The organism is Streptomyces sp. NPDC059002, from assembly GCF_042740435.1.
Lineage (GTDB): Bacteria > Actinomycetota > Actinomycetes > Streptomycetales > Streptomycetaceae > Streptomyces.
On the sequence record NZ_JBHYJI010000013.1, the window covers coordinates 157515 to 169278 of the forward strand.

Annotated in this window: 10 protein-coding genes; 5 read left to right on the forward strand and 5 right to left on the reverse strand. The window is 72.0% G+C overall.

The features are described from left to right. Positions 1-252: 252 nt before the first annotated feature. Positions 253-696: a DUF4442 domain-containing protein gene (locus tag ACFWZ2_RS15250; protein WP_384545699.1), complete on the reverse strand. Its 444-nt coding sequence runs from the start codon at positions 694-696 to the stop codon at positions 253-255. Positions 697-792: 96 nt separating this feature from the next. On the opposite strand from ACFWZ2_RS15250, the gene ACFWZ2_RS15255 reads away from it, so the two are divergent. The 4 genes from ACFWZ2_RS15255 (at position 793) to ACFWZ2_RS15270 (ending at position 5781) form a co-directional block, all read left to right on the forward strand. Beyond that, positions 793-1935 carry a hypothetical protein gene (locus ACFWZ2_RS15255; protein WP_384545659.1) on the forward strand — a complete coding sequence of 381 codons (1143 nt, stop codon included), beginning with the start codon at positions 793-795 and terminating at the stop codon, positions 1933-1935. A gap of 94 nt (positions 1936-2029) precedes the next feature. Continuing rightward, positions 2030-3160, forward strand: coding sequence for a hypothetical protein (locus tag ACFWZ2_RS15260; RefSeq protein WP_384545661.1), 1131 nt, complete (start codon positions 2030-2032; stop codon positions 3158-3160). Positions 3161-3271: 111 nt separating this feature from the next. Continuing rightward, on the forward strand, positions 3272-4351 hold the full coding sequence (locus tag ACFWZ2_RS15265; protein WP_384545663.1) for a hypothetical protein: 1080 nt from the start codon (positions 3272-3274) through the stop codon (positions 4349-4351). Between the two features lie 98 nt (positions 4352-4449). Next, positions 4450-5781: an MFS transporter gene (locus ACFWZ2_RS15270; protein WP_384545665.1), complete on the forward strand. Its 1332-nt coding sequence runs from the start codon at positions 4450-4452 to the stop codon at positions 5779-5781. Here the strand turns inward: ACFWZ2_RS15270 and ACFWZ2_RS15275 are convergent. The 3 genes from ACFWZ2_RS15275 to lysA form a co-directional block, all read right to left on the reverse strand. Next, complete coding sequence (locus ACFWZ2_RS15275; protein WP_384545701.1) at positions 5743-6534, reverse strand: spermidine synthase; 792 nt, start codon at positions 6532-6534, stop codon at positions 5743-5745. The two genes, ACFWZ2_RS15270 and ACFWZ2_RS15275, sit on opposite strands and share 39 nt — an antisense overlap. A gap of 113 nt (positions 6535-6647) precedes the next feature. Then, the gene (gene kdpF, locus ACFWZ2_RS15280; RefSeq protein WP_384545666.1) at positions 6648-6737 is read right to left on the reverse strand and encodes a K(+)-transporting ATPase subunit F; all 90 of its coding nucleotides are present in this window, start codon (positions 6735-6737) and stop codon (positions 6648-6650) included. 111 nt (positions 6738-6848) lie between these two features. Then, on the reverse strand, positions 6849-8189 hold the full coding sequence (gene lysA, locus ACFWZ2_RS15285) for a diaminopimelate decarboxylase (protein WP_384545668.1): 1341 nt from the start codon (positions 8187-8189) through the stop codon (positions 6849-6851). 347 nt (positions 8190-8536) lie between these two features. Between lysA and ACFWZ2_RS15290 the strand changes: the two genes are divergently transcribed. Continuing rightward, positions 8537-9073, forward strand: coding sequence for a universal stress protein (locus ACFWZ2_RS15290; RefSeq protein ID WP_384545670.1), 537 nt, complete (start codon positions 8537-8539; stop codon positions 9071-9073). A gap of 18 nt (positions 9074-9091) precedes the next feature. Here the strand turns inward: ACFWZ2_RS15290 and ACFWZ2_RS15295 are convergent, their stop codons facing one another. Continuing rightward, positions 9092-10996, reverse strand: coding sequence for an NAD-binding protein (locus ACFWZ2_RS15295; RefSeq protein WP_384545671.1), 1905 nt, complete (start codon positions 10994-10996; stop codon positions 9092-9094). Between the last annotated feature and the right edge of the window lie 768 nt (positions 10997-11764).

Here is an 11764-nt window from a genome sequence, read left to right on the forward strand (position 1 = left end):
CCTTCTGTGCCTTCTGTGCGCGGACACGACCTTGCGAAGCGAAGCGTGTACACGTGCCAACGATGGGCCGGGCATTCGACCTGTGAACGCACTATGCGACAAATCAGACTTGACGCACCGTTAGACACCACGGGGGGCGGCGGGAAAACTATGACTGCGGATGACTCGTGTCAATGAGTTGAACAGAAAGACGCCGGACAGCACGATGCCCGGGACGCGTACTGCTGCGTCCCGGGCATCGGCGGTGCTGGGTCAGCTGGGGTCGTTCGGCCGCAGGGTCCAGACCACCGTCATCTCGCCGGTCACGGCGCCGTCCTCGCGCTGGATCGCGATGGCCACCGGGAACTCGGGGCGCCTGCCCTCGTCGAGTTCGGCGATGACGTCGGCGGCGGGGCGGCCGAGGGTCGCCGTGGCCGTGACGGGCCCCATGGCCAGCTTCTTGTACGAGATCTCGGCGCTGACGGCGAGCGGCACGGCCCGCGAGAGCTGCGCGCCGAACGCGGCGAGCACGATGGCCCCGCTCGCGGACTCGCCCAGCGTGAACATGGCGCCGGCGTGCGGCCCGCCGACGTGGTTGTGGTAGTCGCTCTGGTCGGGCAGGGCCACCACGGCCTTGTCCGGCGCGGTCTCACGGAACTCGAGGTTCAGCGTCCTGGCCATCGGAACCGTGGCGGCGAGCATCTCGCCGATCGACATCTGGTCTGCGCTCATGACGTTGATGTTACCCACGGGTAGCGTTTCTTGGCCAGGGCCTGGCTCCCGGCGGATCACCGTCGCCTATCGTGGCTGCCCATGTGGCCAGGACAGCAGCCGCCCGGGGGCGAGCAGAACCAGCGTGACCAGCAGAACCAGCAGGGTCAGGGGCAGAACCCGTACCAGCAGCCGGATCAGGGGCAGAACCCGTACCAGCAGCCGGGGTACCAGCAGCCCGGATACCAGCAGGCGGGGTATCCGCAGCCGGGACAGCAGCAGCCTGGGCACCCGCAGCCCGGGTATCAGCAGCCTGGGCACCCGCAGCCCGGGTATCAGCAGCCTGGCCACCCGCAGCCCGGCGCCCATGGCCAGCAGGCTCCGTGGAACGCGCCGACCGAGCCCGCCGGTCCCAGGGCCACGCCGCCCGAACCGCCGCGCGGCGGTGGCAACGGCAACAGGACCAAGCTGATCGCCCTGGTCGCCGCCGGTGCCGTCGTGGTCGCCGCGGCCGTGACCGGCTTCCTGGTGTTCGGCGGCGACGAGGACGACACGGCGAAGCCGGACCCGACGAAGTCCGCGTCCGGATCGCCCGGCCCGACCGCCTCCGACGACTCCAACCCCCGCGCGGGGGACGGCGAGCCGGAGCCGACCGTGCCCGGCTGGAAGGTCGTCACCAACCCCAAGCGCGGCATCGCCTTCGACGTGCCCGCCGAGTGGGCCCCGCAGTCGAAGGACTGGGCGGGCGGCGTCGTGGAGGAGGGCGACGAGAAGGAGACGTACCTCGCCGCCTTCGCCGCCCCCGCGTACCTCAAGGAGAAGTGGTGCGCGAGCGACGACGACAAGGACGGCGTCGAGGACTACACGTACCTCGCCGCCGCGGGCACCAGGGGCAACCGGGGCGTCAAGAGCACCGAGCAGGCCGCGCGGAACGACGCGACGATGTGGGTCTACGGCGCGTACACGCAGCCCGACAAGAAGAAGGTCACGACCGGCCCCGTGGAGTCGTACACCACCAAGTCGGGCCTCAAGGGCAGCCTGGTGAGCGCCAGTTCGGCCGGTGTGAAGAAGCAGGGGAAGTGCGCGTCCGACGGCAAGGCCACCGTGTTCGCCTTCAAGGACTCGGGCGGTGAGTTCGCCTCCTGGTCCTTCCACGGCGCCAAGGGCGTACGGGACGAGGTGTCCGACGCGACCATGCGGAAGATCCTCGCGACGGTGCGCGAGTACGACGTCCCCAAGGACTGAGACGCCGTAGGGCCGAAGGGCTCGGCGCGGCCGTGCAGTTCACGCCCGGGGTGGCTGTGATCTTGTCGGCGGGGCACCCGTATCGTTGCCCGCCATGTGGCCAGGAAAGCAGCCGCCCGGGGGCGAGCAGAACCAGCAGGACCAGCAGAACCAGGGTCAGGGGCAGAACCCGTACCAGCAGCCGGGGTACCAGCAGCCGAATCCCTATCAGCAGCCCGGATACCAGGCGCCCAACCCGTACCAGCAGCAGCCCGCGCCGGGAGCACCCGGCCAACCTGGTCAGCCCGGCCAACCTGGTCAGCCCGGCCAGCCCGGACAGCCCGGTCAGTGGAGCGCGCCGACCGTGCCCGCGGGATGGGCGCAGGCTCCGGGCGTGCCCGGAGCGGGTGACGGCGGTGGCCGGGGCGACGGCGGCGGCAGCAACAAGGTCAAGATCGTCTCCATCGTCATGGCGGCCGCCGTGGTCGTGGCCGCGGGCGTCACCGGCTTCCTGGTGCTCGGCGGCGACAAGGACGACAAGGACACCAAGGCCGACTCCCCCGCCGGGACCGCCTCGAAGGAGCCGAGCGCCACGCCCGACGACCACGACGGCGGCGACAGCGGGCGCGGCCCGGACAACGACCTCAAGCCGACCATCAAGGGCTGGCACGTGGTGGTGAACCCCAAGTGGGGCACCGCCTTCGACGTACCGCCGGAGTGGGAGATCCAGAATTCCGGCTCGGCGATCGCCATCGAGGACAACAAGACCGGCAAGCCGCTCATGACCATGTCAGCACCGGCGTACCTGAAGTCCAAGTGGTGCGTCGCCGACGACGACAAGGACGGCAGGACCGAGGACCACGAGCTCGCCGCCGTGGGCACCAAGGGCGCCAACGGCGCGAAGAACACCGACGAGGTCGCGGTCAATCAGGTCGCGTGGTGGATCTACGGCGTCTACACCCAGCCCGACAAGAAGAGCCTCGGCCCCGAGGAGAAGGCCGAGCCGTACACCACGAAGTCCGGCATCAAGGGCAGCATCGCCCGTGCCAAGTCCACGAACACGCCCATGAAGGGCAAGTGCGCCACGGACGGCAAGGCGATCACCTTCGGCTTCAAGAACGCCGCGGGCGAATACGTCGCGTGGAGCCTCTACGGCGCCACCGGGGTCAAGGACGAGATCCCGGAGGAGACGGTCATGAAGATCCTCAGCACCGTGCGCACCCAGGGCGATCCGACGGAATCCTGACCTTTTCCACCCCTTCGTACCCGCCGTCCCGGCCCGCCCGGGGGCCCCGTGCCCGCCCCACCGGGGGCGCCCATGGCACAGGGCCCCCGCACCCCTCTATGGTTACTGGCCATGTGGCCAGAACAGCAGCCGCCCGGGGGCGAGCAGAACCCGCAGGACCAGAGTCAGAACCCGTACCAGCAGCCGGGGTACCAGCAGCCGAACCCGTATCAGCAGCCGGGATACCAGCAGCAGCCGGGCGGCTACCCGCCGCCTCCCGCGCAGCCGCACTCGGGCGGCTTCTCGCAGCCCGAGCAGTCGCAGTGGGCGGCACCGACACCGCCGCCCATGCCGACGCAGCAGCTCGGCGGCGCGGGCGGTGGTGGTGGCGGGGACAAGAAGACGAAGATCACCGCGATCGTCGCCTCGCTCGCCGTGATCGCGGCGGCCGGTGTCACGGCCTTCCTCGTCCTCGGTGACGACGGGGACGACAAGGTCGAGAACGCGGGACCGGCGAAGCCGTCGAAGTCCGTGGCCAAGAAGCCGAGCCCGACCGCGAGCGACGAGAACGAGCGCTCGGAGGACGGGTCCAAGGCGACCATCCCCGGCTGGCAGGTCGTGGTGAACCCCAAGTGGGGCACCGCCTTCGACGTCCCTGCCGACTGGAAGCTGGAGTCGCCCGACACCCTCATCGGCTTCGAGGACGACAAGAAGGGCGACGGCAGCGCGCTGATCATCATGTCCGCGCCCGCCGTCTACAAAGAGAAGTGGTGCACGTCCGACGAGGACAAGGACGGCAAGGACGACGACACCTCGCTCGCGGTCGTCGGCACCAAGGGCCAGAACGGCGCGAAGAACACCAAGGACGTCGCGCGCAACGACTCGGCCTGGTGGGTCTTCGGCGGCTACACCGGCCAGAAGAAGGCCGACAAGAAGAAGATCAAGATCGGCGAGATCGAGGACTACACCACCAAGGCCGGCATCAAGGGCAGCCTCGTCACCACGGTCACCAAGGGCGCCAAGGGCTCCGGCAAGTGCGACTCGGAGGGCAAGGCCACCACCTTCGCCTTCAAGAACGAGGCCGGTGAGTACGTGGCCTGGACCCTCTACGGCGCCAAGGACGTCAAGGACGAGGTCCCCGACGCCACGGTGAAGAAGATCCTCAACACCGTCCGGTGGAGCGACGCCTCCGACGAGTCGGACGAGCGCTGAGCCCCGGAACACGGCACCCCCGATTCCGGGCCGCAGGTTCCTGAGCCACAAGGAGAAACCGTTTGGCAAGTCGGTCACCCGCCGGGGATAGTCCCGGGGTGACAGATCCTGCCGCCGCGCCGCGCCGCCGCCCCTCCTGGGCGGGCCGCAACTACACGCTGCTGACCGCCGCCGCGATCGTGACGAACCTGGGAAGCCACGGGGCGTTGATCGCGGCGGCGTTCGCGGTGCTCGACGCGGGCGGCGACGGCGGGGACGTCGGACTCGTGGCGGCCGCGCGGACGCTGCCGCTCGTGCTGTTCCTGCTGATCGGCGGCGCGGTCGCCGACCGGCTGCCGCGCCACCACGTGATGGTCGCCGCCAACGCCCTCAACTGCCTTTCGCAGGCGGCCTTCGCCGTCCTCGTCATCACGGGCGAGCCGCGGCTGTGGCAGATGATGCTGCTCACCGGCCTCGGCGGCGTCGGCCAGGCCTTCTTCGGACCCGCCGCCGAGGGCATGCTGATGTCGTCGGTCAGCGGCGAGCAGGCCGGCAGGGCGTTCGCGCTGTACCGGATGGCGATGCAGGGCGCGGGCCTCGGCGGCGCCGCGCTCGGCGGTCTGCTCGTCGCGGCGCTCGGCCCCGGCTGGGTGCTCGCCGTGGACGCCGCGGCGTTCGCGGTCGCGGGGGCGCTGCGCTCGTTCCTCGACGTCGGTCACATTCCGCCGCGCGCACCCGGCGGCGGGCTGCTCGCCGATCTGCGCGACGGCTGGCGGGAGTTCACCGGGCGGCCCTGGCTGTGGTCGATCGTGGCGCAGTTCTCGGTCGTGGTGGCGGTCGTGGGCGCGGCGGAGTCGGTCTTCGGGCCGCTGGTCGCCCGCGACGAACTGGGCGGTGCGGGGCCCTGGGGCCTGGCACTCGGCGCGTTCGGCGCGGGGACCGTCGGCGGCGCGTTCCTGATGATGCGCTGGAAGCCCCGGCGGCTGCTGTTCGCGGGCACGCTCTGCGTCTTCCCGCTGGCCGCCCCTTCGGCGGCGCTCGCGGTGCCGCTGCCGGTGGCCGGTCTTGTCGCGGTGATGTTCGTCAGCGGGGTGGCGGTCGAGGTGTTCGGCGTCTCCTGGATGACGGCCATGCACCAGGAGATCCCTGAGGAGAAGCTGTCGCGGGTCTCGGCGTACGACTGGTTCGGGTCGATCGCGATGGTCCCGCTGGCCACGGCGCTCGCCGGACCCGCGGAATCCGCGTTCGGCAGGTCCACGTCGCTGTGGGGCTGCGCGGCGCTCGTGATCCTGGTGACGGCCGCCGTCCTGTTCGTCCCCGACGTACGCAATCTGACCCGGCGTACGAAGGAGGTGACCGGCGGGTCCGAGGCCACGGAGGCCGACTTCGCGGCCGCTGCGCCGGTCTCAGCCTCAGCCGATGCTGAAGGCCCCGTCGGGCGGTTCGGGTGAGGCGACCGCGTCCTCGTCCCGTACGGGCTTCGCGTCCCCGGTGAGACGCGCCAGTGCGGCACCGTGCTCGACGCGGGCGGGGAAGGCGTCGGCGGCCGCGCGCCGGGTCAGGGCCGCGATGTCGAGGGGGTCGTGCGAGGCGACGAGCACCGCGTTGCCGAAGCGGCGGCCGCGCAGCACCGCGGGCTCGGCGATCAGCGCGAGCTCTTCGAAGACCTCGGCGAAGGTGGCCAGTTGGGAGCGGAGGAAGGTGAAGGGCGAGCCGTCGGCGAGGTTCGCGGCATAGCGTCCGCCGGGCCGCAGGACGCGTGCCGCCTCCCTGGCGTAGGCGACGGTGGTCAGGTGCGCGGGCACGCGGGAGCCGCCGAAGACATCGGCGACGAGGACGTCCGCGCTGTCGTCCGGCGCCTCGTCGAGCCACGCCCTGGCATCCGCGCCGTGCACGGTGACCCCGGCCCCTTCGGCCAACGGCAGGTGCTCGGTGACCAGGTCCAGCAGCCCGCGGTCGGCCTCGACGACGTCCTGCCGGGAGCCGGGCCGGGTGGCGGCGACATAGCGGGGCAGGGTGAGGGCGCCGCCGCCGAGGTGGACGACGTCGAGCGGCAGGCCGGGCTCGCCGACGGTGTCCAGGACGTGGGCGAGGCGCCGCGCGTACTCGAACTCCAGGTGGGTGGGCGCGTCCAGATCGACGTACGACTGCGGGGCCCCGTCGACCGTGAGCAGCCAGGCCCGCGCCCGGTCGACGTCGGGCATCAGCTTGGCGGTGCCGTGATCGACGTCCCGGGTCACCGGAACCGCTTCGACCTCGGCTGCGCCCTCGAACTCGTGCTCGTCCACCAACCCATTGTGCCTGCCCGTCCCGGAGGTCAGAAGCGGTCGGGCTTGATCAGGGCCATCACCAGGTAGACGAGCAGAGCGATCGCGACGATCAGCCCGACGATGTTCTCGGCCGTCACAGGGACCTCACATGGTTTCAAGGGACTCGGTGGACTAAGACGGTGGACACCTCCGGGCGAGGCCGGGCAAAGGGACTGCTCGCCCGGAGGTGGATCGTGGGGCGGCGCGGGCTACAGGCCCACGTCGCGGCTGCGCATGTCCTCCAGGGACTCGCGGCGGACGAGCAGCCGGGCGCGGCCGTCGCGTACGGCGGCCACCGGCGGGCGGCCGACCAGGTTGTAGCTGGAGGCCATGGACAGGTGGTACGCGCCCGCGACGGGCACGGCGATCAGGTCGCCGATGCGCACGTCGTCGGGGAGCTGGACATCGGCGGCCAGCACGTCACCGGCCTCGCAGTGCCGTCCGGTGACCGTGACCGCGGCCGTGGTCGCGCTGCCTCGTCGGCCGACCAGGCGGGGCGCGTAGCGCACCCCGTACAGCGCGGGCCTGGGGTTGTCGCTCATCCCGCCGTCCACCGCGACGAAGGTGTGCCCGCCCGTGTGCTTGACGGACACCACCCGGTAGAGGGCGACGCCCGCGGGTCCCGCGATGGCCCGGCCCGGTTCGATGATCAGGCGCGGCACGGCGAGCCCGGCCGCCGCGCACGCCTCGATCAGCTCGGCGCGGACCTCGCGGGCAAGTCCTGTGACGTCCATGGCCGGTTCGCCGGGGCGGTAGGCGACGCCGTGGCCGCCGCCGAGGTCCAGCTCGCGCAGGACGACGCCGTGCTGTGCGTGCAGGCGGGCCATCAGGTCCACCATGCGGCGCACGGCCGCCAGATACGGCTGTACGTCGGTGATCTGCGAGCCCAAGTGGCAGTGCAGGCCGGTCAGTTCGAGGTGCGGCTGGCCGAGGATGCGGGCGATGGCCTGCTCGGCGTAGCCGTCGGAGACGGACAGGCCGAACTTCTGTCCCTCGGTGCCGGTGCGGATCTTCTCGTGTCCGCCCGCGCTGATCCCGGGCACCACGCGGACCATCACCTTCTGGCGGCCGTCGGGGCCGACCGCCGCGGCGATCCGCGCGATCTCCGAGGGGCTGTCGATGACGATGCGGCCGACGCCGTACCACAGGGCCTTCCTCAGGTCCTGCGGTGTCTTGGCGTTGCCGTGCAGCACGATCCGTTCGGCGGGGAAGCCCGCGGCGACCGCGAGTTCCAGCTCGCCCGCGGAGCAGACGTCGAGGCCGAGGCCCTCCTCGTGCACCCAGTGGGCCATGGCCCGGCACAGGAACGCCTTGGCGGCGTAGTGGATCTCGGCCTCGGGGAAGGCGTCCCGGTAGGTGCGGCAGCGGCGGCGGACCTCGCCCTCGTCGAGGACGTACGCCGGTGTGCCGAAGCGCCCCGCGATCTCGGCGAGCGCGACGCCGCCGACGGTCAGGTCGCCCGGGCGGGGCTCGGCGGTGGAGGCCGGCCACACCGACAGCTCCTCGGCGGTGGCCGTGGCGGTGACGGCGGGTTCGTGAACAGTGGTCATGGCGGCGTTCCTCCTCAGACCAGGACGCTATGCCCGTGCTCCCCGGCCGCCGGACCCCTCCTGACGCGACGCTGACGGGAATCAGGGCGACGCTGACGCGATGGTGACGGGGCACGGCCGAGATCCGTCGCCTCCCCCGTGGCTGACCACGGCCGAGATCCGTCGCCTCCCCCGTGGCCGACCGCGGCCGAGACCCGTCGCCGCCCCGCGGCGGGCCTCCGCGTCAATGGGCTGTCAGGAATGGCCTCCTGGGCGTCAGGCAATCGCCAACGGCCCCGTCCCACGGCACCGGGCACAGTTCGATGACCCACAGTTTCTGCGCATGCGGGTCAAAGGGGGATCGGGTGATGGGTGCTGCCGAGGGGCGACGTGTCGTGGTCGGTGTGAGCGGTTCGCTGGGCAGCCTGGCCGCCCTGCACCGGGCCGCGGACGAAGCCCGTCGTGACGGCGCCGAACTGGTGGCCGTGCTGGCCTGGGAGCCACCGGACGGTGAACTCGGCCGACGCCACACGCTGGTCGCGTCATCGGCTCCCGACGCGCGCCGGGAGGCGAGGGACCGGCTCCTCGCCGCGCTCGACGCCGCCTTCGGCCCCGCGGGGCCGGGCGTCCCGTGGCGGGGTCTTGTCGTGCGCGGCACACCGGGGCGCGCCCTGCTCCGAGTCGCCGACCGGGACCGTGACCTGCTGGTGGTCGGTGCGGGCTGTCGCGGAAGGGTGCGCCGCGCCCTGTTCCCCTCGGTCGCCCGGTACTGCTGTGCGCACGCCGCGTGTGCCGTCCTCGCCGTACCGCCCTCGCCCCTGCAGAGCGAACTCACCTCCGTGCACCGCCGCATCAGCCTGCGGCTGCCCTTCGACACCCGGGAACTGGCCGACGGCGGGTCCTGAGCGTCCGCCAGGTCCCCCTCACCCCTGCCGGTCCGTCTGATGCGGCTGCACCCCCGACATGAGGACGTCCAGGCCACGCCGCGTCGTCGCGAGCACCACGCGGTCGCCCGCCCGCAGGACCCTGCCGTGCGGGGGACGCCAGTCGAAGTCCGGCTGCCGGTCGAGCCGCAGCCCGGCGAGCGTCTCCGTCGACGCGGACGCCGCCCGGGCGCTCGACGCGCCCACCGCGAGGACCCGCCACTGGTGCTCGCGGAACGCCTCGTGGACGGAGCGTCCCTCCAGTTCGGGGTGCCCGGCGACGTCCACCACCGTGAACAGCAGGGAGCCCCGCTCGACCGGCATCACCCCCAGCACGTGGCGCCCCATCATGGCGGCGGCGAAGGAGGTGGCCGCGAGCGCGGAGACACTGCGGCTGCGGGTGAGGGCGTCAGGGTAGGAGGCGCGCAGGGTGCGCTGGACGGTGGCGGCGAAGTCGTCGTCGTACAGCCGCATCACCACGCGTATGCCCGGCTTCGCCTCGCGGGCGGCCATCGCGATGTCCAGGTTCTCGCCGTCGTCGCGGGTCAGGACGAGCAGCGACTTGCTCTGCCGGACGCGGGCCCGTGCCAGTGCTCCGGGGGCCGCCGCGTCCTCCAGGAGCAGCGGCACACCGAGTTCGCGCGCGAGGGCCACGCCGCGTGCGTGCGGGTCGCGTTCGACCACGACGACCTTGTGATCGGTGGTGTGCAGCCGGGCGAGGACGCGGGTGCCGACCTTGCCGAGGCCCACCAGGACGATGTGGTCGGTGAGTTCCTCCGACGGCGGATGCCCGACGGCCGCCGTGCGGAACGCCTCGGTGGCGTTCATCGCGGCGGCCACGACCATCGGCAGGACGGCCAACCCGGTGAAACCGGCGATGAGCTGGAGCCAGCGGCGCACCGCGCCGTCGTCGGTCGCGGGGTCGCCCATGGTGAAGATGTCGAGCAGCGGCAGGTACAGGTTCTTCCACCACGGGTGTTCCTCCGTGAGCAGCCACGTCGCGATGGACAGGGCCACGACGATGGCGGCGAGGGCGCCGAAGACGGCGACCACCTGCCGCGACAGGAACACCTTCCAGGGCAGGTGCGCGAGCCGTTCGGCGAACCATCCGCCGCGGTCCCGGCGTTCCCTGACCGGGAGTTCGGGCGCGTGGTGATGGGTGACCTCCTCCAGCATCAGACGGCCGTGCGTGAACTGCCGGTGGTACGAGGTGTGCGTGTCCGGAAGGAGTTGGGTGCCGTCCTCGCCGGGCGTCTCCGCGCTGTCCTCGCTCGCCGGGTCGTCCCGGTGCGCGCCGGAGAGCACGGCGAGCGTGGCCAGGTCGGTGGGCTGGGGGGACGCTCCCGCGGGGCGTACGACACCGCGGAACACCTTGCCCTCGACCTGGAGGGTGTGGCCGTGCCCGACCGCGGCGGCGGCCACCAGCTCGGGCACGGCGGTGTCGGCGTCGGACAGGACCGTGGTGGACATGTCCAGGAGCGGGTCGTCGTGCGGGCTGGATGCGGCGGCGGCCCGGTCCAGGAGGCGTTCGAGGTGGCGCCCGCGGTCCCGGTTGAACATCCGCACGACGAGCCGGATGGAGGGGTTCATGCCACGCGCGAGCAGGGCCGCCGTCATGTTCGTCTGGTCGTCGCCGTAGGTCAGGGCGAGCGCCGCCGCGCGTTCCACGCCTGCCGCGCGCAGCGTCTGCTCGTCGGGGCGCGCGGACACCAGGAGTTCGATGGGTGAGCGCGGGTCCCTGTGCAGCGCGGCGACATCGGCTCCCCGCCCCTCGCGTCGCGACGGCAGGACGACGGTGACGGCCTCGCCGCACACGGCGTCGAGCTCCACGGCGATCCGGTGCGCGAGCCCGTCGTCGCCGCAGATCACCATGTGCTGGGACCGCTGACCAAGTCCCGTACGCATGTGCAGAGTTGATGTCACATCAAGTAAGCATGTTCGAACGGAGGCCATTGGTTCCCCGACGCGGCTCGATGAGGCGTCAAGGATTCATATGCGCCGCTCTCAGGGGGCGGCGGGCGCGGGACGCGAGGGGGGCGACGATCGGAGGCCAGGTCCGGAGGCCAGATCCGGAGGCCAGGTCCGGAGGGCAGATCCGGAGACGGGGCGACCGTTCCGTGAAGTGTCGGCGCGGCAGTCCCGCTCCCCCGCTTCAGGACTGCGCGCCGCCCGGCGGTGCTCGTCACTCGCCCACCAGCGCCACTTCACGGACGGTCGCCCGGTTCCCCCGTGGTCATGGGTCTGGGACGGGTTTCGGCCATCACGGCCTCCGTTGACGGAGCCCTGATACGTACGGATGTTCCCTTGACGCCTGCTTGACGAGCGGGACGACCGCCCCGCCAGGGAGCCGTAAATTCCGTGCCCCGCAGGTCGGTTCGGGTGCCGACGCGGGCTAGTGTCCTTCTCGGCCGCCGGAGAGGCCGCGGACGTCAGTGGCATGACCGCCGAGACGGACGAACCGCGCTTTCCGGCCTTCCTCCGGAAGCACGTCGTCCGACAGACCCTCCCGGGCGGCCGAGCACGCGACGGCGTACTGTCATCCGCCGCCGGCGTCCGTGCGCAGCCTTGCGGTGCCGGGGCCCCCCCCCCCCCAGACGGCGCCCCGCGCCCGCCGGCCGGGAAACAGAAACCGCCTCCGGCTCCGCCCCCCCCGGCGGGAGGGACGTGGTCCGT